The 24,348-nt window shown below is 68.4% G+C and carries 26 protein-coding genes; 7 read left to right on the top strand and 19 right to left on the bottom strand.

Going from position 1 to position 24,348, the window contains the following annotated elements:
- Positions 1 to 19: 19 nt before the first annotated feature.
- Positions 20 to 868 (top strand): MBL fold metallo-hydrolase, encoded by an 849-nt coding sequence (locus tag EEJ31_RS06770; RefSeq protein WP_123045543.1) that lies wholly within the window; start codon positions 20 to 22, stop codon positions 866 to 868.
- Positions 869 to 939: 71 nt separating this feature from the next.
- Positions 940 to 1,440, top strand: coding sequence for a methylated-DNA--[protein]-cysteine S-methyltransferase (locus EEJ31_RS06765; protein ID WP_123045542.1), 501 nt, complete (start codon positions 940 to 942; stop codon positions 1,438 to 1,440).
- Positions 1,441 to 1,478: 38 nt separating this feature from the next.
- On the opposite strand, the gene EEJ31_RS06760 is transcribed toward EEJ31_RS06765, so the two are convergent.
- The 12 genes from EEJ31_RS06760 to EEJ31_RS06705 form a co-directional block, all read right to left on the bottom strand.
- The gene (locus EEJ31_RS06760) at positions 1,479 to 2,246 is read right to left on the bottom strand and encodes a YaaA family protein (RefSeq protein WP_123045541.1); all 768 of its coding nucleotides are present in this window, start codon (positions 2,244 to 2,246) and stop codon (positions 1,479 to 1,481) included.
- 5 nt (positions 2,247 to 2,251) lie between these two features.
- Positions 2,252 to 2,515, bottom strand: a complete 264-nt coding sequence (locus tag EEJ31_RS06755) for a F0F1 ATP synthase subunit epsilon (RefSeq protein WP_123045540.1) — start codon at positions 2,513 to 2,515, stop codon at positions 2,252 to 2,254.
- Positions 2,516 to 2,517: 2 nt separating this feature from the next.
- Positions 2,518 to 3,981, bottom strand: a complete 1,464-nt coding sequence (gene atpD, locus EEJ31_RS06750) for a F0F1 ATP synthase subunit beta (RefSeq protein WP_123045539.1) — start codon at positions 3,979 to 3,981, stop codon at positions 2,518 to 2,520.
- A gap of 17 nt (positions 3,982 to 3,998) precedes the next feature.
- Complete coding sequence (locus EEJ31_RS06745) at positions 3,999 to 4,901, bottom strand: F0F1 ATP synthase subunit gamma (protein ID WP_123045538.1); 903 nt, start codon at positions 4,899 to 4,901, stop codon at positions 3,999 to 4,001.
- A gap of 63 nt (positions 4,902 to 4,964) precedes the next feature.
- Positions 4,965 to 6,602, bottom strand: a complete 1,638-nt coding sequence (atpA, locus tag EEJ31_RS06740) for a F0F1 ATP synthase subunit alpha (RefSeq protein ID WP_123045583.1) — start codon at positions 6,600 to 6,602, stop codon at positions 4,965 to 4,967.
- 87 nt (positions 6,603 to 6,689) lie between these two features.
- Positions 6,690 to 7,484: a F0F1 ATP synthase subunit delta gene (locus EEJ31_RS06735; RefSeq protein ID WP_123045537.1), complete on the bottom strand. Its 795-nt coding sequence runs from the start codon at positions 7,482 to 7,484 to the stop codon at positions 6,690 to 6,692.
- Between the two features lie 4 nt (positions 7,485 to 7,488).
- A complete protein-coding gene (locus EEJ31_RS06730) occupies positions 7,489 to 8,055 on the bottom strand; it encodes a F0F1 ATP synthase subunit B (RefSeq protein ID WP_123045536.1) in 567 nt (188 codons plus the stop codon).
- Positions 8,056 to 8,084: 29 nt separating this feature from the next.
- The gene (atpE, locus tag EEJ31_RS06725) at positions 8,085 to 8,327 is read right to left on the bottom strand and encodes an ATP synthase F0 subunit C (RefSeq protein WP_123045535.1); all 243 of its coding nucleotides are present in this window, start codon (positions 8,325 to 8,327) and stop codon (positions 8,085 to 8,087) included.
- Positions 8,328 to 8,376: 49 nt separating this feature from the next.
- Positions 8,377 to 9,174, bottom strand: a complete 798-nt coding sequence (gene atpB / locus EEJ31_RS06720) for a F0F1 ATP synthase subunit A (RefSeq protein WP_123045534.1) — start codon at positions 9,172 to 9,174, stop codon at positions 8,377 to 8,379.
- 165 nt (positions 9,175 to 9,339) lie between these two features.
- On the bottom strand, positions 9,340 to 9,804 hold the full coding sequence (locus EEJ31_RS06715; protein ID WP_123045533.1) for a hypothetical protein: 465 nt from the start codon (positions 9,802 to 9,804) through the stop codon (positions 9,340 to 9,342).
- On the bottom strand, positions 9,801 to 11,060 hold the full coding sequence (locus EEJ31_RS06710; RefSeq protein WP_123045532.1) for an MraY family glycosyltransferase: 1,260 nt from the start codon (positions 11,058 to 11,060) through the stop codon (positions 9,801 to 9,803). The genes EEJ31_RS06715 and EEJ31_RS06710 overlap by 4 nt, the downstream gene beginning before the upstream one ends.
- A 3-nt stretch (positions 11,061 to 11,063) precedes the next feature.
- Entirely contained in the window at positions 11,064 to 11,756 is a 693-nt protein-coding gene (locus EEJ31_RS06705; protein WP_123045531.1) for an L-threonylcarbamoyladenylate synthase, read from the bottom strand.
- A 44-nt stretch (positions 11,757 to 11,800) separates the two neighbouring features.
- Here EEJ31_RS06705 and EEJ31_RS06700 point away from each other — a divergent pair, with 44 nt between their 5' ends.
- Positions 11,801 to 12,337 carry an HAD family phosphatase gene (locus EEJ31_RS06700; protein WP_233563770.1) on the top strand — a complete coding sequence of 179 codons (537 nt, stop codon included), beginning with the start codon at positions 11,801 to 11,803 and terminating at the stop codon, positions 12,335 to 12,337.
- Between the two features lie 122 nt (positions 12,338 to 12,459).
- Here EEJ31_RS06700 and prmC read toward each other — a convergent pair whose 3' ends face one another.
- Positions 12,460 to 13,392, bottom strand: a complete 933-nt coding sequence (prmC, locus tag EEJ31_RS06695; RefSeq protein ID WP_407643212.1) for a peptide chain release factor N(5)-glutamine methyltransferase — start codon at positions 13,390 to 13,392, stop codon at positions 12,460 to 12,462.
- 84 nt (positions 13,393 to 13,476) lie between these two features.
- Between prmC and cysK the strand changes: the two genes are divergently transcribed.
- The 4 genes from cysK (at position 13,477) to EEJ31_RS06675 (ending at position 15,919) form a co-directional block, all read left to right on the top strand.
- Positions 13,477 to 14,415: a cysteine synthase A gene (gene cysK / locus EEJ31_RS06690; protein ID WP_123045530.1), complete on the top strand. Its 939-nt coding sequence runs from the start codon at positions 13,477 to 13,479 to the stop codon at positions 14,413 to 14,415.
- 29 nt (positions 14,416 to 14,444) lie between these two features.
- Entirely contained in the window at positions 14,445 to 15,026 is a 582-nt protein-coding gene (gene epsC / locus EEJ31_RS06685) for a serine O-acetyltransferase EpsC (RefSeq protein WP_123045529.1), read from the top strand.
- 150 nt (positions 15,027 to 15,176) lie between these two features.
- Positions 15,177 to 15,461 carry an ATP-dependent Clp protease adapter ClpS gene (gene clpS, locus EEJ31_RS06680; protein ID WP_123045528.1) on the top strand — a complete coding sequence of 95 codons (285 nt, stop codon included), beginning with the start codon at positions 15,177 to 15,179 and terminating at the stop codon, positions 15,459 to 15,461.
- Positions 15,458 to 15,919, top strand: a complete 462-nt coding sequence (locus EEJ31_RS06675) for a DUF2017 family protein (protein ID WP_148040141.1) — start codon at positions 15,458 to 15,460, stop codon at positions 15,917 to 15,919. The genes clpS and EEJ31_RS06675 overlap by 4 nt, the downstream gene beginning before the upstream one ends.
- A 53-nt stretch (positions 15,920 to 15,972) precedes the next feature.
- Here the strand turns inward: EEJ31_RS06675 and prfA are convergent, their stop codons facing one another.
- The 6 genes from prfA to lysA form a co-directional block, all read right to left on the bottom strand.
- Positions 15,973 to 17,052, bottom strand: a complete 1,080-nt coding sequence (gene prfA, locus EEJ31_RS06670; RefSeq protein ID WP_123045526.1) for a peptide chain release factor 1 — start codon at positions 17,050 to 17,052, stop codon at positions 15,973 to 15,975.
- Positions 17,052 to 19,256: a transcription termination factor Rho gene (gene rho, locus EEJ31_RS06665; protein ID WP_233563769.1), complete on the bottom strand. Its 2,205-nt coding sequence runs from the start codon at positions 19,254 to 19,256 to the stop codon at positions 17,052 to 17,054. The genes prfA and rho overlap by 1 nt, the downstream gene beginning before the upstream one ends.
- A 176-nt stretch (positions 19,257 to 19,432) precedes the next feature.
- A complete protein-coding gene (gene thrB, locus EEJ31_RS06660; RefSeq protein ID WP_123045524.1) occupies positions 19,433 to 20,401 on the bottom strand; it encodes a homoserine kinase in 969 nt (322 codons plus the stop codon).
- Positions 20,398 to 21,513 (bottom strand): threonine synthase, encoded by a 1,116-nt coding sequence (thrC, locus tag EEJ31_RS06655; protein WP_123045523.1) that lies wholly within the window; start codon positions 21,511 to 21,513, stop codon positions 20,398 to 20,400. Before thrC ends, thrB begins: the two co-directional genes overlap by 4 nt.
- Positions 21,513 to 22,859 (bottom strand): homoserine dehydrogenase, encoded by a 1,347-nt coding sequence (locus tag EEJ31_RS06650; protein WP_123045522.1) that lies wholly within the window; start codon positions 22,857 to 22,859, stop codon positions 21,513 to 21,515. The genes thrC and EEJ31_RS06650 overlap by 1 nt, the downstream gene beginning before the upstream one ends.
- Positions 22,856 to 24,301, bottom strand: a complete 1,446-nt coding sequence (gene lysA, locus EEJ31_RS06645) for a diaminopimelate decarboxylase (protein ID WP_123045521.1) — start codon at positions 24,299 to 24,301, stop codon at positions 22,856 to 22,858. The genes EEJ31_RS06650 and lysA overlap by 4 nt, the downstream gene beginning before the upstream one ends.
- Positions 24,302 to 24,348 lie beyond the last annotated feature (47 nt).

The following is a 24,348-nucleotide window of genomic DNA, read 5'->3' as shown; positions in this document are numbered from 1 at the left end:
CGGACCCTAGGATCGGTTCATGACGTCGTGGACCGAGATCGCCGAGGGAGTCTTCCACCGCCGGTACGACCCGCTCGATATCTCGATCTGCCTGGTGCGCGGCACAGACGGCCTTCTCCTCGTCGACACCCGGTGCAACCCGACGGAGGCCGAGGAGATCGCGGCCGATGCGGCCCTCGTCAGCGACCAGCCCATCCGCTGGGTGGTGAACACCCACGCCCATTACGATCACACCTTCGGCAACCAGCGATTGGCCGTCGGGGCGGCCATCTACGGCCACCACCTCATTCCCGCCCACTTCGCCGCCTACGAGTCGCCGAGGCTGAATGCCTGGGCCGCGAACCCACAGGCGCAGCCCGAGCACGATTGGCGCGGGGTCGACCTGACACCCCCGACGCGGCTCGTGTCGTCCCCGACGACCGTTGACATCGGCGGCCGCGAGGTGCGGCTCCTTCCCCTGGCTCCCGGCCACACCGACACGGACCTCGTGCTCCATGTACCCGATGCCGACGTCTGGATCGTCGGGGATGTGATCGAAGAGTCGGGTCCGCCCATGTATGGCTCCGGATGCTTCCCGTTCGGGTGGCCCGGCGTGCTTGAGGGCCTTGCCGCGCTCATCGGCGAGGATGCCGTCGTGGTGCCGGGACACGGGCGACCGGTGCGACGTGACTTCGTCCGTGCGCAAGCGGGCACGCTGCGCATTATTGCGAAGGAGATCACGGAGTCCTTCAGCCGCTCCGAGCCGATGGAGTTCGTAGCGGAACGGCTCGCTGCCTCCACTCCCCTGCCGTTACACATGGCGGAAGCGGCCGTCCTGCGCGGGTACGCGCTGCTCAGCGCGACCGCGGAAGGCTCCTCCACACACTGACCGATCCGTGGGTTGTCCACCGCTTTCACTGGCGGCGAGACCGGACCGGAAGTCGCCGTTACAGTCGAACCATGACCAGCACAGCCCCCTTCCTGACCCGAGTCACGAGCCCCATCGGACGCCTGGAACTCACCGCCGACGCGGAGCACATCCTCTCGCTTACCATCGAGCGGAGCGGCCGCCTGCCGTTCGACGACGAGCCCGAACGCCCCTCTCCCCTGCTGGAGCGCGCGCGGGAGCAGCTGACGGAGTATTTCGCGGGCACGCGGCAGGACTTCGACCTTCCGGTCCGGTACGTGTCTGGCACCTCGTTCCAGCAGAGCGTCTGGGATCGCCTGGCCGCGCTCCGGTTCGGCGACGTGACGTCGTACGGACAGCTCGGGCAGGAGATCGGCAAGCCTGGTTCCGGCCGCGCCGTCGGGGGCGCGGTCGGGGCCAATCCCCTGCCCCTGCTGATCGGGTGTCACCGCGTGCTCGCGGCGAACGGGCGCATCACCGGGTACAGCGCCGGTGAGGGCGTACCCACGAAGGTGTGGCTCCTCGCCCATGAGGGCATCCCGCACACCGTCTGACCCGCGGATGCCCGTCGGGCGCCGGCTGCGGCGCGGGGTCAGGAGCGGGACGCCACGACTTCGCTGACGACGAGATGAAGCTCGCCCGGGGCGCCGGGGAGCAGCCGGAAACCGGCGGAATGAGCCCAGTCGCAGAGCTCGTCCATGGTTCCCACGTCCGGCCGGCCGGCGGCGAAGGCGCGGGTGAACTGGCCTTTGGACTTCTTGTTGAAGTGGTTCAGTGCCCTTTTGTGGCCGTCGCCGTCTTCGGCGACGACGCGGAGATACCGGGTGCGGGAGCCTGCCGGAGCAGGGCCGAGTGCGGCGTACGCCTCGGACCGGAGATCGAGGATCGGCCCATCCAGTGCCATGAGCACGTCGACGACGGGCTGCCGCCAGAGTTTCCCGAGCATCAGGCCCGGCAACCGCGACGAATGGGACAAGCGGTATGCGGGAACCGCGTCGAGCGCACGGACCAGCCCGAACAGGGCGGAGTGCACCAGAACGTTCCGGTGGGCGAACGCGCGCGCGTCGGCGTCGAGCGTCTCGGCCGACATCGCGTCGTAGAGCACGCCGGTGTAACGGTCGACGGCCGCCATGGTCGGCGAGGTGAGCACCGTGCGGTTGCGTTCCACCTCGCCGGCCTGCTTCGGGCTGAGTCGGAGGACGGACATGCTCCGCTCCTGGTCGCCCGCGAGCGTGGTGACAGCGTCCAGGGCTTCACGCCGCGCGTCGGTCAGGCTCGGGAAGGCGAGGGTACCGAGTTCAAGCGATGCACCGACGCCGCCGTCGCGCTTGGTCTCCGACGGCGGAAGCAGGAACAGCACAGCGCCTAGACGAGCTCCGCTTTACTGGCGACGACCATGACGAGGTTGTTGTCGACCGACAGGAACCCGTCGGCTGCGTGTGCATGCACCTTGTCGCCGCCCGGGAGCGTGACCCGGACCTCGCCGGCACCGAGGATAGCCAGCATCGGCTCGTGCCCGGCGAGGATGCCGATTTCGCCTTCGGTCGTGCGGGCGATCACCTGCGTCGCCTCGCCGGACCACACTTCGTGATCCGCCGAGACGACGCTGACGTTGAGAGGCGCGGCCATGCTCAGCCGTTCTCCTTCTGAATCTTCGCCCACTTCTCTTCGACGTCGGAGATCGCACCGACGTTGAAGAAGGCCTGCTCGGACACGTGGTCGAAGTCGCCGTTGGCGATGGCGTTGAACGACTCGATGGTGTCCTTGAGCGGAACCGTGGAGCCCTCCACGCCGGTGAACTTCTTCGCCATGTAGGTGTTCTGCGAGAGGAACTGCTGGATGCGGCGCGCGCGGGCGACCGTCACCTTGTCCTCTTCGGAGAGCTCGTCGACACCGAGGATGGCGATGATCTCCTGCAGTTCCTTGTTCTTCTGCAGGATCGCCTTCACGCGGACCGCCGTGTTGTAGTGGTCCTCGCCCAGGTAGCGGGGGTCGAGGATGCGGCTGGTCGATGAGAGCGGGTCGACGGCCGGGTAGAGGCCCTTCGACGCGATCTCACGCGAAAGCTCGGTGGTGGCGTCGAGGTGCGCGAACGTCGTCGCCGGCGCCGGGTCGGTGTAGTCATCGGCGGGAACGTAGATGGCCTGCAGCGACGTGATCGAGTGGCCGCGAGTCGACGTGATGCGCTCCTGGAGGATGCCCATCTCGTCGGCGAGGTTCGGCTGGTAGCCCACGGCGGACGGCATGCGACCGAGCAGCGTGGAGACCTCGGAACCGGCCTGCGTGAAGCGGAAGATGTTGTCGATGAAGAGCAGCACGTCCTGCTTCTGCACGTCGCGGAAGTACTCCGCCATGGTCAGAGCGGAGAGGGCCACGCGCAGACGCGTTCCCGGCGGCTCGTCCATCTGGCCGAAGACAAGGGCGGTCTTGTCGAAGACGCCCGCCTCCTCCATTTCGCCGATGAGGTCGTTGCCCTCACGGGTGCGCTCGCCCACGCCGGCGAACACCGACACACCGCCGTGGTTCTGCGCGACGCGCTGGATCATCTCCTGGATGAGCACCGTCTTGCCGACGCCGGCCCCACCGAAGAGGCCGATCTTTCCGCCGAGCACGTAGGGGGTGAGCAGGTCGATGACCTTGATGCCCGTCTCGAACAGCTGGGTCTTGGACTCGAGCTGGTCGAATGCCGGCGGGTTGCGGTGAATCGGCCAGCGCTCGGTGATCTCGATCTTCTCGCCGGGCTCGGCGTTGAGCACCTCACCGATGACGTTGAACACCTTGCCCTTGGTGACGTCCCCGACGGGGACCATGATGGGGCCGCCGGTGTCACGCACGTCCTGTCCGCGGACGAGGCCGTCCGTCGGCTTCAGGGCGATGGCGCGGACGAGGTCGTCACCGAGGTGCTGTGCGACCTCGAGCGTGATCTCGTTCGACTCGCCGCCCATCGTGACCGTGGTCTTCAGTGCGTTGTAGATGCCGGGGATCGAGTCATGCGGGAACTCGATGTCGACGACGGGGCCGGTCACGCGGGCGATGCGGCCCACGGCACCGGCTGTGTCCGCCGCCTTGACCGGCGCGGTTGCAGTGTCAGTCATTGCTCTCTCTTCTCTGCTTAGCTCTTGGCGGATGCGAGCGCGTCGGCCCCACCCACGATCTCGGAAATCTGCTGCGTGATCTCGGACTGGCGCGCGTTGTTGGCGAGCCGGGTGTAGTCGGTGATCAGCTTGTCTGCGTTGTCGCTCGCGGACTTCATGGCCTTCTGGCGTGCGGCGTGCTCGGAGGCGGCCGACTGCAGCATGGCGTTGAAGATCCGGCTCTCGATGTACACCGGAAGCAGCCCGTCGAGGACGGTCGCCGCGTCGGGTTCGAACTCGTACAGCGGAAGGATGTCGCCGGCTTCGGGTTCCTCCACGCCTTCGACGACCTCGAGAGGCAGCAGGCGCACGACCTGAGGCGTCTGGGTCACCATGCTGACGAAACGGTTGTAGACCAGGTGGATCTCATCCACGCCGCCGTCGCCCGCGTCGCGCAGGAAGCTCTCCAGCAGCACCTCGCCGATCTCCCGGGCCGACTCGAACTGCGGCTGGTCGGTCCCGCCGGTCCACGTCTTCTCGGAGGCGCGCTTGCGGAAGTTGAAGTACGCGGTCGCCTTGCGCCCGACGAGGAAGTACGCGACTTCCTTGCCCTGGCCCCGCAAGAGCTCGGCGAGCTCCTCGGCCTCGCGCAGCACCTGCGAGCTGAAGGCACCCGCCAGTCCGCGGTCCGAGGAGAAGATCACGATCGCGGCGCGCTCGATGGTCTCCGGCTCCGTGGTGAGCACGTGGTCGACGTTGGAGTACGTCGCCACGGCCGACACGGCACGCGTGATGGCGCGGGAATACGGCGTGGACGCGGCGACCCGCGCCTGCGCCTTCTGGATACGCGAGGCGGAGATCAGCTCCATGGCCCGAGTGATCTTCTTGGTCGTCTGGGCAGACTTGATCTTCTGCCGGTAGACCCGAAGTTGCGCTCCCATGTGTCTCCTGTGCTTCCTGGTTGCAGTGTGGTCGTGTGTGGAATCAAGCGGTGATCGGCAGGATCAGCGCTTGTGCTTCACAATCTTCTCCTGGCTCACGTCGGCGGCGTCGATGGGAGCGAACTCCTCGTGGCCGACCGAGGCGAGCGGCTTGCCGGCGCCCGTCTGGAACTCCAGCTTGAAGGTGTCGACGGCGCCGTCGAGGGCGGTGACGACCTCGTCGGTCAGCACGTTGGTCTCGCGCAGCGTCGTGAGGATGTCGGTGTGGCGGCCCAGGTAGTCGAGCAGTTCCCGCTCGAAACGCAGCACGTCCTCCACCGGCACCTCGTCGAGCTTGCCGTTGGTTCCGGCCCAGATCGAGACGACCTGGTCCTCGACCGGGTACGGCGAGTACTGAGGCTGCTTGAGGAGCTCCGTGAGCCGGGCGCCACGGGCAAGCTGGCGACGGCTGGCCGGGTCGAGGTCCGACGCGAACATCGCGAACGCCTCGAGCGAGCGGTACTGGGCCAGCTCGAGCTTGAGCGTGCCGGAGACCTTCTTGATGGACTTCACCTGGGCGTCGCCGCCGACGCGGGACACCGAGATTCCGACGTCGACCGCTGGGCGCTGGTTGGCGTTGAAGAGGTCGGACTGGAGGAAGATCTGGCCGTCGGTGATCGAGATCACGTTGGTCGGGATGTAAGCGGAAACGTCGTTCGCCTTGGTCTCGATGATGGGCAGGCCCGTCATCGAGCCGGCGCCCAGTTCGTCGGAGAGCTTCGCGCAACGCTCCAGGAGGCGCGAGTGCAGGTAGAAGACGTCGCCGGGGTAGGCCTCACGTCCCGGCGGGCGGCGCAGCAGCAGCGACACGGCGCGGTAGGCCTCGGCCTGCTTGGACAGGTCGTCGAAGACGATGAGCACGTGCTTGCCCGCGTACATCCAGTGCTGGCCGATGGCCGAGCCGGTGTAGGGGGCAAGGTACTTGAAGCCGGCGGGGTCGGACGCGGGAGCGGCGACGATGGTGGTGTACTCCATCGCTCCGGCATCCTCGAGGGCGCCCTTCACCGAGGCGATGGTGGAGCCCTTCTGGCCGATCGCGACGTAGATGCAGCGCACCTGCTTCGCCGGGTCGCCCGACTCCCAGTTCGCGCGCTGGTTGATGATGGTGTCGATCGCGATGGCCGTCTTGCCGGTCTGGCGGTCACCGATGATGAGCTGGCGCTGTCCGCGGCCGACGGGGATCATGGCGTCGATCGCCTTGATGCCGGTCTGCATCGGCTCGTGCACGCTCTTGCGCTGCATGACGCCCGGGGCCTGCAGTTCGAGCGCGCGGCGGCCCTCGGTGGCGATCTCGCCGAGACCGTCGATCGGGGCGCCCAGCGGGTCGACGACGCGACCGAGGTAGCCGTCGCCGACGGGGACCGAGAGGACCTCGCCCGTGCGCTGGACTTCCATGCCCTCGACGATGCCGTTGAAGTCGCCGAGCACGACGACGCCGATCTCGTCTTCGTCGAGGTTCTGGGCCAGGCCCAGCGTGCCGTCGGAGAACTTGATCAGCTCGTTGGCCATCACGCTGGGGAGACCCTCGACGTGGGCGATGCCGTCGCCGGCGTTGGTGACGTAGCCGACCTCGGTCGTCGATGCCTTGTCCGGCTCATAGGACTTGACGAAATCCTTGAGAGCATCGCGGATCTCAGTGGGGCTGATCGTTAGTTCTGCCATCATCTTCCCTTTTCTGCACTTACCTGTACAGGTTGCTTATACCGGAACGCACCGGTTCCGTCGTGAGTGTGTTCTACGCGGCCGGTATCAGCCGGCGAGTTGAAGTTTGAGGTCGTGCAGGCGCGTCGCGACGCTGCCGTCAATGACATCATCGCCGATCTGAACGCGAAGTCCACCGACGACGCTGGGGTCGATGACCTGGTTCACGGTGATGTCCCGCCCGTATCGGCGTGCCAGGCCCGCCTTCAGGCGGTCCAGCCGCGGGGCGTCGATGGGCCCTGCGCTCGTGACGGTCGCGATGATGGTGTCGGCCTGGTCGGCGACAACGGATGCCGCGTAGTCGAGCATCTCGCCGATCCGGCGGCCACGGGGAAGCAGCACGAGGTGCCGCACGATCGCCACGGTCTGCGCGGAGGCCTTGCCGTCCAGGAGCGACTCGACGAGTCCGGCCTTCGCCTCGCTGCGGCCGAGCTTGTCGGAGAGGGCGAGCTCCAGTCCGTCGTCCGACGACACGATCGCCTGGACGGTGAAGAGCTCCGCTTCGATCCGGGTGTTCGCGGGTGCCGAGATCGCCACCGAACGGAGTCCGAGGTCTTCGATGCCGGAAAGGAGGTCGTCACTGCCGGACCAGCGGCCCCCGGCCACCGTCTCCAGGAGACGCAATGCGTTCGGCGTCACGGCCTTGGTGAACACGGCGTCGACCAGGGCGACCTTCGCGGACGAATCCGCAACGGGGTCGCTCAGTGCTCCGAGCAGCTGGAACGAGTTCCCGATGGCGCGTGCCGCCTCGAACAGGTTCTCCCCCGTCGCCAGGTCGACCGCGCCCATGGCGGCGAGTTCGGCCCTTGCTGTGGACAGGGCCTCTCTGGTGGCGCTTCTCATGCTGTCAGCTCTTCCTCGCCGACGGCGCTGCTGCTTCGGACGCCTCGAGGTCGGCCAGGAACCGGTCGACGACGGCGGCGGCCTTGGCGTCGTCGGTCAGGCTTTCGCCGATGACGCCCGATGCGAGGTCGATGGCGAGGCTTCCGACCTCGGAGCGGAGCGACACGAGGGCCGACTGCCGTTCGGCCTCGATCTGGGCGGTGGCGCTGGCGCTGATGCGCGCGGCCTCCGTCGTTGCCTGCTCCTTGAGCTCGGCGAGGATCTCCTGCCCATCGGCGCGAGCCTGCTCACGGATGCGGCTGGCTTCGGCGCGCGCCTCGGCCAGCTGGGCCGTGTACTGCTCGAGGGCAGCTTCGGCCTTGCGCTGCGCGTCATCCGCTTTGGCGATGTTGCCCTCGATGGCCTCGGAGCGCGCGTCGAGGAGTTTCTGCATGCGCGGGAGTGCGATCTTGAAGAAGAAGAACAAGACCACCGCGAAGCAGACCGCTGACCAGATGATGTCGGGCCAGGCGGGGATGAGCGGGTTGTGCTGCTCACCCTCGGCGGCAGCTGCGAGCACTGCAGGGAACATCGTGCGTCCTAACTAAGGGAAGAAGCGGCCTAGGAGGTGGCGGTGAAGATGAAGTAGGTGGCGATGCCGATGAAGGCGAGCGCCTCGGTGAAGGCGATGCCGATGTACATCAGGACCTGGAGTCGGCCGGCCAGCTCAGGCTGACGGGCGACGCCCTCGACGGTCTTGCCGACGACGATGCCGATGCCGATGCCGGGGCCGATGGCTGCGAGGCCGTAGCCGACCGTCGCGATGTTTCCGTGAATTTCCGCGAGAACGGTAGTTGCGTCCACGTGTGTTTCCTTCCGTGATGGCGGAGCCGGCGAGTGCCGGATCCGTTATTTAGTGTTCGTCAAGCAGGGCAAGCTGAATGTAAACAGTGGTGAGAATGGCGAAGACGTAGGCCTGCAGGACGGCGATCAGCACTTCGAACAGGGTGAAGGCCAGGCCGAACGCGATCGTTCCGACGCCGAACAGCTTGAAGCCGCCAGTGGCTTCGAAGAAGAAGAACTGGGTGGCCAGGAAGAAGAGCACCAGGAGGAGGTGGCCCACGACCATGTTCATCATGAGTCGGAGCGTGAGCGTGACGGGCCGGATGACGAACGTCGAGATGAACTCGATCGGCGTCACCACGATGTAGAGGACCTTGGGCACACCGGGCGGGAACAGGGCGTTCTTGAAGAACCTGCCGCCGTTGCGGTTGATGCCGGCGTAGATGAACGAGCAGTACGCGATGATCGCGAGCACGAGCGGCACGCCGATGACGGAGGTGCCGGCGAGGTTCAAGAACGGGATGATGCCGGTGAGGTTCATGAACAGCACCATGAAGAACACGGTGGTGATGAGCGGCAGGAACCGCTTGCCGTCCTTCTCGCCGAGGAGGTCTTCGGCGATGTTCACCCGGGTGAAGTCGAGCCCCATCTCGGCGATGCTCTGCCAGCGGGTCGGGACGACCTTCATGCGGCGCGTGCCGATCCAGAACACCAGCATCAGCACGATGATGGCGAAGAAGCGGATCAGGATGACCCGGTTGATCTCGAACGGCGTTCCCGCGAAGGCGATGACCTCGGGGAAGAACTCATTGATCGTGGGACCGACGAAGCCGCCGTCGCCTGTTGCGGACGGGACAAGCAGGTTCACAGCGGTTTCTAGCAGCGCTATCTCCTGTTTCGGGGCGGTGAGCTCTGCTCTCCGGGCGACGAACATGGGGCCGGCATTCGGCAGCGTAGAAACAACTGCAAGCCGGGGGAATCTCTACATACTGTAGCAATAAAGGGCGCGTCCCGCCCAATCGGTCGGCGGGCGCTACTGGTCGTGCGGAACCTGCGGCAGTGTGACGTCGCTGGCGTAGGTGACGCGGCTCTTCATGACCACCACGACGTCCACGACGAGGGACGCGATGACGCCGGCGACGATGCTCAGGAACAGTACGAGCGGGTTGAGCCAGGGCTGCCCGCTCAGCACCACGATGAGGATGAGGAAGACGACGAACTTCAGCAGCCAACCGCCCATGACGATGCCGAAGAATGCGCCCACGTACAGCTCGCTGCCGGCGAAGCGGTTGGCGATGATGATGCTCGCCGCGGTGATGCCCGTGAAGACGAGGGCCATGGCGGTGCCGATGAGGGCGCTCACCACGCCCGTGCCTCCGGCGTAGATGCCGCCGAGGACGGCGCCAACGACGGCGATGGCGACGGCGACGAGGCCGCCCCAGACAAGGATGCGTTTCAGCACGGGAACCGAGGTGGGCTGGAAGGTGGGGCTGCTCATGGCTTCTCCTGGTGGGTCGTATCCGGCACGGCGACCGACGCGGCGGTGGCAGCTGACGGGGACTGGCCGGCCGCGTCGAGCGGGTCGAATGTGGCCGCCTCGCCCGCGGGGGAACGTTGGCTGGCCGCCTCGATGACCTTGCGGCGGCCGAGTGGGGCGAGGGTGACGATGGTGCAGACCAGGAGTGCCGTCACGAGGAAGATCGTGGCGTACCAGGTCGGCAGTTGGAAGTACACGGGCAGCACGAAATAGAGCAGGCAGCCCACGGATGCCGCGGCGGTCCATCCGTAGAAGATCAGCACGGCGTGCAGGTGCGTGTGCCCCATGTCGAGCAGCCGATGGTGCAGGTGCTTGCGGTCCGCGCTGAACGGGGACTTGCCGGCTCGCACCCTGCGGAAGACGGCCAGGCCGAAGTCGAGCAGCGGAATGATCAGGATCGCCACCGGCAGCAGGATCGGGATGAATGCGGGGAACAGCTGCGAACGGTCGATGGCGGCCGGGTCGATCTGCCCGGTGATGGCGATCGCGGAGGTCGCCATCAGGAGTCCGACGAGCAGGGCTCCGGCGTCGCCCATGAACATCTTGGCCGGGTGCCAGTTGAGCGGCAGGAAGCCGACGCACGCCCCGACCAGGATGGCGGCGATGAGGGAGGCGAGGTTGAAGTAGTTGGTGGGCGACGTGCCGCGCACCAGGAGATAGCTGTAGAGGAAGAACGTGCCATTGGCGATGAGCGCGACCCCGGTGACGAGTCCGTCGAGCCCGTCGATGAAGTTGATCATGTTCATGACCAGCACGATCGCGACGATCGAGATGACCAGCGACATCCACCCGGAGCCGACGGTGCGCCCCGCGATCGGCAGCGAATAGATCTGCACGCCGCCCTGCCAGGCCACGAGACCGGCGGCGATGAACTGCCCGGCGAGCTTGGTCATCCAGTCGAGGTCCCATATGTCGTCGGCCACGCCGAGGAGCACGATGAGGAACGCCGCCCCGAGGATGGCCAGGATCTGTTGCGGGCTCGTGAAGATGAGTCGCAGCGGAGCGAACTGCGCGGAGACCAGGTAGGAAACGAGGAACGCCACCAGGATGCCGAGGAACATCGCGATCCCGCCGAGGCGGGGGGTCGGCCGGGTGTGCACGTCCCGCTCGCGGATCTTGGGATACAGCCGGTAGCGGAGGCTGAGCTTCAGCACCACGACCGACAGGCAGAAGGTGACGGCAGCGGCGACGAGGGAGAGAAGGACGAAAAGGGTCATGGCCTACCGCGCGTCGGCGAGCACGTCGCCGATGACCGCTTCGATGTCGGCGCGGGACACGACGCCGTTCCGCACGATGCGCACCCGGCCGTCGGTGTCGAAGCCGGTGGCATCGATGATGGTCGACGACGTGTCGCCCGGGCGGTCCCCGATGGCTTCGTAGTCGAGGCCGGCCACTCCCCCGTCGAGGTAGACGGCCACCGAGGTTCCGAGCATCTCCTCGGCGCCCTGGGCATCGATGGCGGACGGGAGGCCCGTGCGGTTGGCGGAGGAGACGGCGAGCGGCCCGGTCTCGGCGAGGAGGTCGAGGGCGACGGGATTGCTCGGCATGCGGAGCGCGACGGTTCCCTTGGTCTCCCCGAGATCCCACGCAAGCGACGGCTGGGCCTTCAGCACCACGGTGAGGCCGCCGGGCCAGAATGCGGCGACGAGCTCCCGCACCGGGGCCGGGACACCGTCGGCAAGCGCGTCGAGGGTCGCGATCGCCGGGATCAGCACGGGCGGCGGCGAGGTGCGCTCACGCCCTTTCGCGTCGAGCAGGCGCTGCACGGCGGCCGGGTTGAAGGCATCCGCTGCGACGCCGTACACCGTGTCGGTGGGGATGACGACGAGCGCACCACGACCGATGGCCGAGCGTGCGAATCTCATGCCGGCCGTGTATTCAGATTCGACCGAGCAGTCGTAGATGCGTCCCATTGGGGTCGATTCTAGTGCAGCCCGAGTGGGGGAATACTGGGGGGATGGGCGGCGACGTCTACTTCTTCGACTGCGACAAGACCCTCTACGCCTACGACTTCCGCAAGCGGCTTCCCACGCTGGCGAGGCTGGTCGGCTCCAGCCAGTATCACCTCGCGAAAACCTGGTGGGTGGGCGGCCACGAACGGGCGGCGAATGCCGGCGAGTATAACTCCGCGGAGGAGTACCTGGACGCCTGGCGGGAGGTGACCGGCACGACGCTGACGCTCGCGCAGTGGCAGGAGGCACGCGCGGCGGCGATGACGCGGATCCCGGGGCGATCGAGGCGCTCCGGCACGCCGCCACGCTCGGCACGGTGTCGCTCCTGTCGAACAAACCCCATCCCGTTCCGGGATTCGCTGCCCATGCTCGCGCCGGATGTCTCGGAGATCCTCGAGGTCAACGACCTCACCTCGGCGGTGCTCGGCGCGGAGAAGCCCCAACGGCGCATCTGCACGAGGCGGCTGACCCGCAAGCACGGCGCCTACGACGTCGACGGGCTCGTCGCGGCGATCGACGCGTTCGCGACCGGCGAGCGGTAGCGCCCCCGCTCACCTGCGCATTCGCTTCCCCTCCCTCGTGAGGGGTCAAACATCGACCTTCCCAGCGCACGGGAGGGTCGATTTGCGACCCCTCAGGCCTGAGACGACGGGCGGGCGAGGACTCAGGGGCGGATGGCGGTGGTCGCTCGGTCCCGCAGGGTGAGGTCGCGGTGGGTGGAGGCGCCGCGCCAGCCGTCGCCGGCCAGCAGCTCGCGGATCTGGGCGCCCTGCAGCTCGCCGTGCTCCATGACCAGTGTTCCGCCTGGGCGGAGCAGGTGCAGCCCGGTGCGGGACACCTGGCGCACCACGTCCAGCCCGTCGGCTCCCCCGTAGAGCGCGCGCTCTGGGTCGAACAGGCGAACCTCGGGGTCGCGGGGCACGGCCTGTTCCGGGATGTACGGCGGGTTCGAGATGACAACGGATGCGCGCCCGGCGAGCTCATCGAGGGCGTGGGCGAGGTCGCCGAACACGAGGGTCGCGTTGGCGGCGGCGACCTCGTCGAAGTTGCGCTTGGTCCACCCGAACGCCTGCGGCGAGTTCTCGACGGCCCACACGCGAGCGTTGGGCACCTCGGTCGCCATCGCGAGCGCGATCGCGCCGCTGCCGGTGCCGAGGTCGACGGCGATCGGCTCCGGCAAGGCGTCGGCGCGGAGCGCGTCGATGGCCAGCTGCACGACCTGCTCCGTCTCCGGGCGCGGGATGAACACCCCGGGACCGACGGAGAGCTCGAGGGACCGGAACGGTGCCCGGCCGGTGATGTGCTGCAGGGGCTCCCGGGCGGCCCGGCGGTGCACGAGGGCCAGGACGGCCCTCGCATCCTGCGGGTCGATCACGGTGTGCAGTATCCCGGCGGCCTGCACCTGTCCGCGGCTCTGCCGGAGCACGTGTCCGATGAGGAGGTCGGCGTCGACCTCGGCATCGGCGATGCCGGCGAGGGAGAGCACCGAGACCACCTGCGAACGCAGGGCGGAGACGGTGCCCGGCAGCGCGGCATCCGTGGCCTGGTGCGCGTCGGTGAGGTGGTCGTCAGCGGGGTCCGTCGTGTGCTCTCTCACATACTGGAATGTAACGTACTCGCCTGCCCCACGCGGTTGGCCGTAGGCTGAGCGAGGTTACCCATCGACGCGAAAGGTCCCGCCGTGCCCGCACAGATATACCCCGACATCACGAAGGCCGTGGGCGGAACACCGCTGGTCAGGCTGAACCGGATCACCGACGGGGCCGAGGCCACCGTGCTGGCCAAGCTCGAGTTCTACAACCCGGCCGGCAGTGTGAAGGACCGCATCGGCGTCGCCATCGTCGACGCCGCCGAGCGCTCGGGTGAGCTGAAGCCGGGCGGCACCATCGTGGAGGGAACCAGCGGCAACACGGGCATCGCCCTGGCCCTGGTCGGCGCCGCCCGCGGATACCGGGTGGTCCTGGTCATGCCCGACACCATGAGCATGGAACGCCGCGTGCTGCTGCGCGCGTACGGGGCCGAGATCGTCCTCACGCCGGGGGCCGCGGGTATGAGTGGCGCTGTGGAGAAGGCCGGCGAACTGGCCGCCACGATCGAGGGCGCGATCCTGGCCAGGCAGTTCCAGAACGAGGCGAACCCGAACGTGCACTATCAGACCACCGGCGCGGAGATCTGGGACGACACCGCCGGGGACATCGACGTCTTCGTGGCCGGCGTCGGCACGGGCGGCACGATCACGGGTGCCGGGCGATACCTGAAGGAGCGCAAGGCGGACATCAGGATCGTCGCCGTCGAGCCGAGCGACTCGCCCGTGCTGACCGGCGGCACGCCGGGCCCGCACAAGATCCAGGGGCTGGGTGCCAACTTCGTGCCCGACCTGCTCGATACCTCGATCTACGACGAGGTCACCGACGTGGCGCTCGACGACGCCCTCGCGACCGCCCGGCGCCTTGCCACCGATGAGGGCATCCTCGCCGGGATCTCGGGTGGCGCTGCCGTCTGGGCCGCCCTCGAGCAGGCGAAGCGTGCGGAGAACGCAGGCACGACGATCGTCGTCGTCGTTCCGGACTTCGGGGAGCGGTACATCTCGACGATCCTCTTCAAGGACCTGCTGGACTAGCCGGACTGCGAGGGACTGCCGGCTTGCTCATGCGAGTTCTGTCACGGATGCGCGAGGACGTCAGGATGGCCCGCGCCCACGACCCGGCGTCGCGGAGCAACGCCGAGGTGCTCCTGGCCTACAGCGGCGTGCACGCCGTGTGGGGGTACCGTGTCGCCCACGCGCTGTGGGAGCGCCGTTTCCGGCTGCTCGCCCGGTTGGTCTCGCAGTTCACCCGGTTCCTCACCGGCGTCGAGATCCATCCGGCCGCGCGCATCGGCCGGCGACTCTTCATCGACCACGGCATGGGAGTGGTCATCGGCGAGACCGCCGAGATCGGCGATGACGTCATGCTGTACCACGGCGTGACCCTGGGCGGGAAGAGCCGCCACGGGGCGGCCCGCGGGGTGAAACGGCACCCGACCCTGGGCGATGGCGTGACGGTGGGGGCCGGGGCGAAGGTCGTCGGGCCGGTCACCATCGGCGCCTGGAGCACCGTGGGCGCGAACGCGGTCGTGACGAAGGATGCGCCGCCCGAGTCGTTGCTCCTCGGCATTCCCGCGAGGGTGCGCCCGGCCACTCCCGACGCCATCGAGTCCGCACGCGGCGGCCTCGGGCTCGGCGACGGGTAGAACAGTGACCGGAGCCGCCGCGAGAACAGGACCAATCGGCGTTCAGGTCACCAGAACAGGAAAGAACGCGCCGAATCCGGTAGCGCATCCTGCATTCGCGACGCCGCATTGAGGGATGCACGCCTTGCCGGTTCGTGTCACCCTTGAGGGGTGGTGCAGACGCTCGAGGACACGCAGACCTGGACCGAGTCGCAGGTGACGACGCCGTGGGTGGCGATCGTGTGGAACGACCCGGTCAACCTGATGTCGTACGTCGCGTACGTCTTCCGCAGCTACTTCCGCTACCCGCCGGAGCAGGCCGAGCAGCTGATGCTCGAGGTGCACAACGCGGGCAAGGCCGTCGTCGCCACGGGCAACCGCGAGGCGATGGAGCGGCACGTCGAGGCGATGCACGAATACGGCCTGTGGGCCACGGTCAGCAGGGCTGGCGCGTGAGCCGGATCCGGCGCCAGAGCCCGTCGACGATCACGGTCGAGCTCTCGGTGGTCGAGCGGATGCTGCTGTCACGGCTCGCAGAGCAGCTCATCGAGGTGCTCTCCGACCGCACCGACCCGGCGATGACGCGCCTGCTGCCGAATGCCTACCCCGACGATCCGGAGGCGTCGGCCGAGTTCTACCGGTTCACCGCGGACGGCCTGACCGAGCGCAAGTTGGCCGGCGCCCGGGCGGTCCTGGCCGCGGTCAGCAACGACGGGCCGGTGGTGCTCACGGAGCCGGCTCCCGTGCAGTGGCTGCACGCCATCACCGACCTGCGGCTCACGATCGCCAACCGCCTCGGCATCGCCCACGACGGCGACCTGGGGCGCACCGACGAAGCGGCGATGCCTCTGCAGCACAGCTACTACTGGCTGGGCGAGCTGCAGGAGCAGCTCGTGGAGGCGCTCGAGCGCTGAGGCGCCACGTGGCATCCGTTGTCGGCGTGTCTGGTCACCCCAGCGCGGGTGACCTACTCGTGGTCGCCGATCTCGGCGAGCCGCGACTCCTCGTCGGCGCTGATGCACGACTCGATCACCGGCTCGAGGGCGCCGTTCATGACGGCGTCGAGGTTGTAGGCCTTGTAGCCAGTGCGGTGGTCGGCGATGCGGTTCTCGGGGAAGTTGTAGGTGCGGATGCGCTCGGAGCGGTCCATGGTGCGGATCTGGCTCTTGCGCACGGCCGACGCCTCGGCGTCGAGCTCCTCCTGCTGCCGGGCGAGCACGCGGGCGCGCAGCACGCGCATGCCGGCCTCGCGGTTCTGCAGCTGGCTCTTCTCGTTCTGCATCGCCACCACGATGCCGGTCGGCAGGTGGGTGATGCGCACGGCGGAGTCGGTGGTGTTGACCGACTGGCCGCCGGGGCCGCTGGAGCGGTACACGTCGATCTTGAGGTCGTTCGGGTGGATCTCGACCTCTTCGGGTTCGTCGACCTCGGGGAAGACCAGCACGCCCGCCGCGGAGGTGTGGATACGCCCCTGCGACTCGGTCGCAGGCACCCGCTGCACGCGGTGCACGCCACCCTCGTACTTGAGGTGCGCCCATACGCCTTCGGCCGGGTCGCTGGAGTTGCCCTTGATGGCCAGCTGCACATCTTTGATGCCGCCGAGGTCGCTCGAGGTCTGCTCGATGATCTCGGTCTTCCACTTCTTCGACTCGGCGTAGTGCAGGTACATGCGCAGCAGGTCGGCGGCGAACAGCGCCGACTCGGCGCCGCCCTCCCCCATCTTGATCTCCATGATCACGTCACGGCTGTCGTTGGGGTCACGCGGGATCAGCAGGCGCCGGAGCCGCTCGCCCGCGGCATCCTGCTGTTCCTCGAGCGCCGGGATCTCCTCGGCGAACGACTCGTCCTCGTCCGCGAGCTCGCGGGCGGCGTCGAGGTTGTCGCCGATCTCTTTCCACTCGTTGTAGGCGGCGATGATGCGGCTGAGTTCCGCGTAACGCCGGTTGACCTTCTTCGAGCGGGCTGGGTTCGAGTGCAGCTCCGGATCCGCCAGCTGGCTCTGCAGCTCATCGTGTTCAGCGACGAGACTGGAGACGGACTCGAACATCAGCGATCCTTGTCTGACCCGTTCAGGGTCGGCATCGACTTCTGCACCTGCATGAGGAACTCCACGTTGGAGGACGTCTCACGCAGCCGGCCGAGGATCACTTCGAGTGCCTGCTGCTGGTCGAGCCCGGCGAGGGCGCGGCGCAGCTTCCAGGTGATCTTGACCTCGTCGTTCGACATCAGCATCTCTTCACGGCGGGTGCCGGATGCGTTCACGTCGACGGCGGGGAAGATCCGCTTGTCGGCGAGCTGGCGCGAGAGGCGCAGCTCCATGTTGCCGGTGCCCTTGAACTCCTCGAAGATGACCTCGTCCATGCGCGAACCCGTCTCGACGAGCGCCGAGGCGAGGATCGTGAGCGAACCACCGTTCTCGATGTTCCGCGCGGCGCCGAAGAAGCGCTTGGGCGGGTAGAGAGCGGATGCGTCGACGCCGCCGGAGAGGATGCGCCCGGACGCCGGGACGGCCAGGTTGTAGGCGCGGCCGAGGCGGGTGATCGAGTCGAGGAGCACGACCACGTCGTGGCCGAGTTCGACGAGGCGCTTGGCGCGCTCGATGGCCAGCTCGGCGACCGTGGTGTGGTCTTCGGCGGGACGGTCGAAGGTGGAGGCGATGACCTCGCCCTTGACCGTGCGCTGCATGTCGGTCACTTCTTCGGGACGCTCGTCGACGAGGACGACCATGAGGTGGACCTCGGGGTTGTTCGCCGCGATCGCGTTCGCGATCTGCTGCATGACGATCGTCTTGCCGGCCTTGGGCGGTGCGACGATGAGGCCGCGCTGGCCCTTGCCGATGGGCGAGACGAGGTCGATGATGCGCTGCGTCAGCTTGCCGGGCTCGGTCTCGAGCCGCAGTCGCTCCTGCGGGTACAGCGGCGTGAGCTTCTGGAACTCGACGCGGGAGGCGGCCTCCTCGACCGTGAGGCCGTTGATGGAGTCGACCTTGACGATCGCGTTGTACTTCTGGCGGCCGCCGGCGTCGCCCTCGCGGGGCTGGCGGATCGCGCCGACGACGGCGTCGCCCTTGCGCAGGTTGTACTTCTTCACCTGGCCGAGGGAGACGTAGACGTCACTGGCGCCCGGCAGGTAGCCGGAGGTGCGCACGAAGGCGTAGTTGTCGAGCACGTCGAGGATGCCGGCGACCGGGATCAGGACGTCGTCGTCCGACAGCTCGGGCTCGAAATCGTCGTTCGCGTTGCCGCCGCGGCGCTTGCGGTCGCGGTACCGGCTGCGGTTGCCGCGCCCACCGCTCTCTTCCTCGGGGCCGTTGTGGTCCTGGCCCCGCTGGCGCCGGTTGCCGTCGTCGGAACGGTCGCCCCGGTCCTGCTTGCGGTCCTGATCCTGGTTCCGGTCCTGCTTACGATCCTGGTCGCGGTCCTGCTTGCGGTCCTGGTCCTGGTTCCGGTCCTGCTTGCGGTCCTGGTCCTGGTTCCGATCCTGCTTCTGGTCCTGGCCCCGCTCCTGGTCCTGGTCCTGGTTGCGGTCCTGGTTGCGGTTGCGGTTCCGGTTCCGGTTGCGTCCCTGCCGGGGCGAGCCCTGCTCGGACGACTCGCCGGCCTGCTCGCGGTCGTTCTGTTCCTGCTGCTTCTCGGGCTGCTCGACGCTTGCCTGCTCGGCCTGGCCTGCCTGCTCAGGCTGGCCCGCCTGCTCGGCCCTGCGCTCGGCGGCCCGGTCGCGGTTGCGCTCAGGCCGGCCGGTGCGGCTGCCGCGGCGGGTCGGCATCTCGGCACCCGTCGTCTCGGCCGGCTCGGCGGCGGTTGCGGTGGCATCCTCTGCCTTCGCGGCGTCGTCGCCGGCGGGGGTTTCGGTAGGAATGGATTCGGTAGCAGTGGTTTCGGCAGCAGTGGTTTCGGCAGGGGCGACGGCACCGGCCTCGGCGGTCAGCGACGTGGCCCTGCGCGGTGCACGCTTGCGCGGCGCTGCGGCAGCGGGCTCGGCGGCGGCCGGCTCAGCTGCGGCCGGCTCAGCGGCAGCGGGCTCGGCGGTCGCGATCGCCTCGGGAACCACCGGTGCGGCCGGCTCGGCCACGGGGGTCTCGGTCACGACCGAGTCGACGGCTGCTTCGTTCCGACTGCGAACCTCTTGGATTGCTTCCACGAGTTCTCCTTTGCGAAGTTTGGACGCGCCCTGAATGCCCAGCTCGGCTGCCAGAGCCTGGAGCTCGGCAACGCGGAGGGCGGGGATGGCGCGGAGATTGATGTCAGTCACTAAGACTTTTCCTTCCCCCTGGTGAACGTAGAGATGACAACCAGGAGAGCGAGCAGCGACCATGGCGCTGCGTTTGTGATCCAGTCCCACCGATGGTGGACTGGTGTGAACAACCACAGCCGCACAGGTGTGCACAGCGGTGAGTTACAGGGAACGCACCGGAGAAAAAATGCGCGCTAGACGCTTTCTATCGGGTGCACGCCAAGCTTAGCACCTCCATGTACCGTCACCGTCGCACCCTTGAAATCCACCGCGAGCATCAGCGACTGCCAGGCGGTGTCGGCATGCGACTCCACGAGTTCGGCGGCGGTGAGGCGCTCCCCCGGGTCGCTGGCCAGCACCAGCATGGAGGGGCCCGCGCCGGAGACGACCGCCGGGTACCCGTGCTCGCGCAGGAGGGTGACCAGCTTGTTGGTCTCCGGCATCGCGGCGGCGCGGTAGCTCTGGTGGAGCTTGTCCTCCGTGGCGGCGAGCAGCAGTTCGGGGCTCTGGATCAGCGCGGCGACCAGCAGGGCCGACCGGGACACGTTGAACACGGCATCCGCGTGCGGAACCGACACCGGCTGCAGGCTGCGTGCGAGCGCCGTGGACATGACGTGCTCGGGCACGAACACCAGTGGCGACACCCCGCGGTGCACCATGAGCTTCTTGTGCCGGGGACCCTGGGGCGTCATCCAGGCGATCGTGAGGCCGCCGAACAGGGCGGGCGCCACGTTGTCGGGGTGCCCTTCCATCTCGGTCGCGAGGGCGAGAAGGGTGTCGCCGTCGATGTCGACGATGCCCTCGAGCAGCCCCTTGGCGGCCATGATCCCGGAGACGATCGCCGCACCCGACGAGCCCATGCCGCGACCGTGCGGGATGCGGTTGTGCGCGGTGAGGTTCAGGCCGGGAAGCGGTTGTCCGAACGCCCTGAAGGTGTGCGCGATGGCCTGCACCACGAGGTTGGACTCGTCGGTGGGCACCTCGCCCTCGCCGATCCCGTGCACCTCGACCGTCGCACCGGGCTCATCGCGCACGGTGACCTCGAGCTGGTCGTACAGGGCGAGCGCGAGACCGAGGGTGTCGAAACCCGGTCCGAGGTTCGCGCTCGTCGCGGGCACCTGCACCGAGACCGAGCGTCCGGCGAGGGTTGGGGCTTCGGTCATGCCTTGGCCAGTCCGAGCACCCCGGCGACCTCAGCGGTGTCGACGGGAACGATGGTGGGGGTGACGTCGGAGCCGTCGGCGGTGCGTAGCGCCCACTGCGGGTCCTTCAGGCCGTGGCCGGTGACGGTCAGCACGACGGTGGAGCCGGCAGGGATGACGCCGGCCTCGGCGCGCTCGAGCAGGCCAGCGACGCTGATCGCCGAGGCGGGCTCGACGAAGATGCCGACCTCGGCCGAGAGGATGCGGTACGCCTCGAGGATCTTCTCGTCGCTGATGGCGCCGAAGTAGCCGTCGCTCACCTCGCGGGCGTTGGTCGCGAGCTCCCACGACGCCGGGTTGCCGATGCGGATGGCGCTCGCGATGGTGTCGGGGTTCGTCACCCGGTGGCCGAGCACGATCGGCGCGCTGCCCGCGGCCTGGAAGCCGAACATGCGCGGCAGCTTCGTGCTCACGCCGCGGTCGAGCTCTTCGCTGTAACCACGGAAGTAGGCGGTGTAGTTGCCGGCGTTGCCGACCGGCACGATGTGGAAGTCGGGAGCGTCGCCCAGCACGTCGACGACCTCGAATGCTGCCGTCTTCTGCCCCTCGATGCGGTCGGGGTTCACGGAGTTCACGAGGTGCACGGGGTAGTTGTTCGCGAGGTCGCGCGCGATGTCGAGGCAGTCGTCGAAGTTGCCCTGCACCTGCAGCAGCTGGGCGTTGTGCGCGATGGCCTGGCTGAGCTTGCCCATCGCGATCTTGCCCTCGGGCACCAGCACCGCGGCGGTGATGCCGGCGTGGGTGGCGTAGGCGGCCGCCGAGGCGGAGGTGTTGCCGGTCGACGCGCAGATGACCGCCTTGGCGCCGTCTTCGACGGCCTTCGAGATCGCCATCGTCATGCCGCGGTCCTTGAACGACCCGGTGGGGTTCATCCCCTCGTACTTGACCCAGACGGATGCGCCGGTGCGGGCGGACAGGGCGGCCGCCGGGATCAGCGGGGTGCCGCCTTCGCCGAGTGTGACGATCGGCGTGGCATCCGTGATGTTCAGCCGGTCGGCGTACTCGCGCAGCACACCGCGCCACAGCCGGGAGACCCGCTGGGAATCGTTTTGGGGGGTGGTTGCGCCGGACATCAGGCTCCTTCAACTCTCAGTACGGATGCGACGGTGGTGACGACGCTGTGGGCGGCCAGGTCTCTCACGGTGGCGGCGAGTGCCGCTTCGGTGGCTTCGTGAGTTCCGATCACTAGGGTAGCCGTCGATGGCGCCAGTTCCGGCCCGTCCCCGCCGTCAACGAGCACCGCTCGCACGTTCGTCGACTGCTCCACGAGCGCCAGCGACACATGGTGGTTGCTGAACACCCGCGCGATCGTGGCCAGCACGCCCGGCTCGTCGTTGACCTCGAGCGTCACGGCGTAGCGCGTGATGACCTGTCCGATGTCCCGCACCGGCAGGTCGGCGTTGGCGGCGGCGGCGAATCCGGGGCCGCCGACGACGTGGCGGCGGGCGAGCGACACGAGGTCGCCGAGAACAGCGGATGCCGTCTGCACGCCGCCCGCGCCCGCGCCATAGAACATGAGTGGGCCGGCCGCCTCGGCCTCGACGAACACGGCGTTGTTGCCTCCGTGCACCGCCGCCAGCGGGTGGCCCCGCGAAACGAGCGCGGGGTAGACCCGGGCGGAGACGCCCTCCTGGCCGGTGGCGGCATCCGTCAGGCGTTCGCAGATGGCCAGCAGTTTCACGACGTAGCCGGCCTTGCGGGCCGATTCGATCTGCTCCCGGGTGATGCCCGTGATGCCCTCGCGGTACACCGATTCGAGCGGCACGTCGGTGTGGAAGGCAAGCCGTGCCAGCAGCGCCGCCTTCTGCGCGGCGTCGTAGCCTTCGATGTCTGCGGTGGGGTCGGCCTCGGCGTACCCGAGGGTCGTGGCCGTGTCGAGCGCCTCCTGGAGGCTGTCGCCTGCCTGGTCCATGCGGTCGAGGATGAAGTTCGTGGTGCCGTTGACGATGCCGAGGATGCGCTTGACCGTGTCGCCGGCGAGGCTGTCGCGCAGCGGGCGGACGATCGGGATGGCGCCGGCGACGGCGGCCTCGTAGTTGAGTTGCGCGCCCACCTGGTCGGCGGCTGCGAACAGTTCGGGGCCGTGTGCCGCGAGCAGCGCCTTGTTGGCGGTGACGACATCCGCTCCTGAGGTGATGGCCTGGAGGATGTAGCTGCGGGCCGGCTCGATGCCGCCGATCAGCTCGATGACGACGTCGGCGCCGAGGATGAGCGACTCGGCGTCGGTCGTGAACAGTTCCTGTGGCAGGTCGACGGAGCGGGGGGCGTTGACGTCGCGCACCGCAATACCGATGAGCTCCAGCCCCGCCCCGACGCGGTCCGCCAGCTCCTCGCCCTGCTCGAGCAGGATCCGGGCGACCTGGGCGCCGACGGCGCCGCCGCCGAGGAGGGCGATGCGGAGGTTGCGGTACTCGATCATCGAATGCTCCCGTTCAGGTTGCCGTGGTGTTCGATATCGCCGGCGCCGGTGTCGCGCGCGAGCAGGTCGGCGATGGTCTCGCCGCGCACGAGCAGCGTGGCCTCGCCGTCTTTCACCGCGACGACGGGGGGCCGGCCCAGGTAGTTGTAGTTGCTGGACAGCGCCCAGCAATAGGCGCCGGTGGCGGGGACGGCGAGTACGTCGCCGGGCTTCACGTCGCCCGGCAGGTATTCGGCGTCGACGACGATGTCGCCGCTCTCGCAATGCTTGCCGACCACGCGCACCAGCGCGGGCGCGGCATCCGTCACCCGGTTCGCCACGCGGGCGGAATAGTCGGCACCGTACAGGGCGGGGCGGGCGTTGTCGCTCATTCCCCCGTCGACGCTCACGTAGAGGCGGGTCGCGCCGCTGATGGCGACCGGCTTGGTGGTGCCCACCTGGTAGAGGGTGACGCCGGCCGGGCCGATGATGGCGCGCCCCGGCTCGAACGACACGGCCGGCAGCGGGATGCCGCGGGCCGAGCATTCGGCGGCCACGCTGTCGGCGATCTGCGCGGCCAGCTCGGCGATCGGAGTGGGAGAGTCGGCGGCCGTGTAGGCGATGCCGAAGCCGCCGCCGAGGTTCAACTCCGGAACCGGCCCGCCCTCCAGCAGCTGTGCGTGCACGGTGAGGAGCCGCGCGGCGGCCTCGGCGAAGCCGTCGGCGCCGAAGATCTGCGACCCGATGTGCCCGTGGAGGCCCAGGAAGCGCAAGGCGTCGTGCGAGCGGATGGCGGCGACGAGCGCGGGCGCGTCTTCGAGGGCGATGCCGAACTTCTGGTCTTCGTGCGCTGTGGCGAGATAGTCGTGGGTGTGCGCGTGCACGCCGCTGTTCACGCGCAGCCGCACGGCCTGCACCATGCCGTGCCGGTTGGCCGCTGCGGCCACGCGGTCGACCTCGATGGCGCTGTCGATCACGATGGTGCCGATGCCGAGCCGCACGGCCTCATCGATCTCGGCGACGGACTTGTTGTTGCCGTGGAAGCCGAGCTTCGCCGGGTCGATCCCGGCGGCAAGGGCGACGGCGAGCTCTCCCCCGCTGGCGACGTCGATGCCGAGGCCCTCCTCCGCCATCCACCGCGCGATCTGGGTGGAGAGGAACGCCTTGCCGGCGTAGTAGACGCGGGCGGTGGTGCCGATGCGGGAGAACTCCGCCTCGAAAGCCGAGCGGATGCCGGCGGCCCGGCCACGCGCATCCGCTTCGTCGACGACGTAGACGGGGGTGCCGAACCGGGCGGTGAGCGAGCCGGCGGTCACGCCGCCGATCTCGAGCTCGCCCGAGGGAGTGCGGCGGGCACCGGCGGGCCAGAGGATGGGGTCGAGGGCGTTCGCGTCGGCGGGCACCTGGAGCCAGCCGGGCGCGAGCGGGTTGGCCGGAGTGCCGGCGGGCGGGGGTGTGGCCACGGGTGAAAACCTCACGGGATGATCGAGTGGGTGTCTCACTGTGGCGA

Origin of the sequence: Cryobacterium tepidiphilum (genome assembly GCF_003716325.1) — a bacterium.
Lineage (GTDB): Bacteria > Actinomycetota > Actinomycetes > Actinomycetales > Microbacteriaceae > Cryobacterium > Cryobacterium tepidiphilum.
This window is presented reverse-complemented; position numbering and strand designations above follow the sequence as displayed.

What these genes read in the sequence shown, in the direction of transcription:
- EEJ31_RS06770 (WP_123045543.1), top strand. Translation starts at nt 20, where the DNA reads ATGACGTCGTGGACCGAGATCGCCGAGGGAGTCTTCCACCGCCGGTAC.
- EEJ31_RS06765 (WP_123045542.1), top strand. Translation starts at nt 940, where the DNA reads ATGACCAGCACAGCCCCCTTCCTGACCCGAGTCACGAGCCCCATCGGA.
- EEJ31_RS06755 (WP_123045540.1), bottom strand. Translation starts at nt 2,515, where the DNA reads ATGGCCGCGCCTCTCAACGTCAGCGTCGTCTCGGCGGATCACGAAGTG.
- atpD (WP_123045539.1), bottom strand. Translation starts at nt 3,981, where the DNA reads ATGACTGACACTGCAACCGCGCCGGTCAAGGCGGCGGACACAGCCGGT.
- EEJ31_RS06745 (WP_123045538.1), bottom strand. Translation starts at nt 4,901, where the DNA reads ATGGGAGCGCAACTTCGGGTCTACCGGCAGAAGATCAAGTCTGCCCAG.
- atpA (WP_123045583.1), bottom strand. Translation starts at nt 6,602, where the DNA reads ATGGCAGAACTAACGATCAGCCCCACTGAGATCCGCGATGCTCTCAAG.
- EEJ31_RS06735 (WP_123045537.1), bottom strand. Translation starts at nt 7,484, where the DNA reads ATGAGAAGCGCCACCAGAGAGGCCCTGTCCACAGCAAGGGCCGAACTC.
- EEJ31_RS06730 (WP_123045536.1), bottom strand. Translation starts at nt 8,055, where the DNA reads ATGTTCCCTGCAGTGCTCGCAGCTGCCGCCGAGGGTGAGCAGCACAAC.
- EEJ31_RS06715 (WP_123045533.1), bottom strand. Translation starts at nt 9,804, where the DNA reads ATGAGCAGCCCCACCTTCCAGCCCACCTCGGTTCCCGTGCTGAAACGC.
- EEJ31_RS06710 (WP_123045532.1), bottom strand. Translation starts at nt 11,060, where the DNA reads ATGACCCTTTTCGTCCTTCTCTCCCTCGTCGCCGCTGCCGTCACCTTC.
- EEJ31_RS06705 (WP_123045531.1), bottom strand. Translation starts at nt 11,756, where the DNA reads ATGGGACGCATCTACGACTGCTCGGTCGAATCTGAATACACGGCCGGC.
- EEJ31_RS06700 (WP_233563770.1), top strand. Translation starts at nt 11,801, where the DNA reads ATGGGCGGCGACGTCTACTTCTTCGACTGCGACAAGACCCTCTACGCC.
- epsC (WP_123045529.1), top strand. Translation starts at nt 14,445, where the DNA reads ATGCGAGTTCTGTCACGGATGCGCGAGGACGTCAGGATGGCCCGCGCC.
- prfA (WP_123045526.1), bottom strand. Translation starts at nt 17,052, where the DNA reads ATGTTCGAGTCCGTCTCCAGTCTCGTCGCTGAACACGATGAGCTGCAG.
- thrB (WP_123045524.1), bottom strand. Translation starts at nt 20,401, where the DNA reads ATGACCGAAGCCCCAACCCTCGCCGGACGCTCGGTCTCGGTGCAGGTG.
- thrC (WP_123045523.1), bottom strand. Translation starts at nt 21,513, where the DNA reads ATGTCCGGCGCAACCACCCCCCAAAACGATTCCCAGCGGGTCTCCCGG.
- EEJ31_RS06650 (WP_123045522.1), bottom strand. Translation starts at nt 22,859, where the DNA reads ATGATCGAGTACCGCAACCTCCGCATCGCCCTCCTCGGCGGCGGCGCC.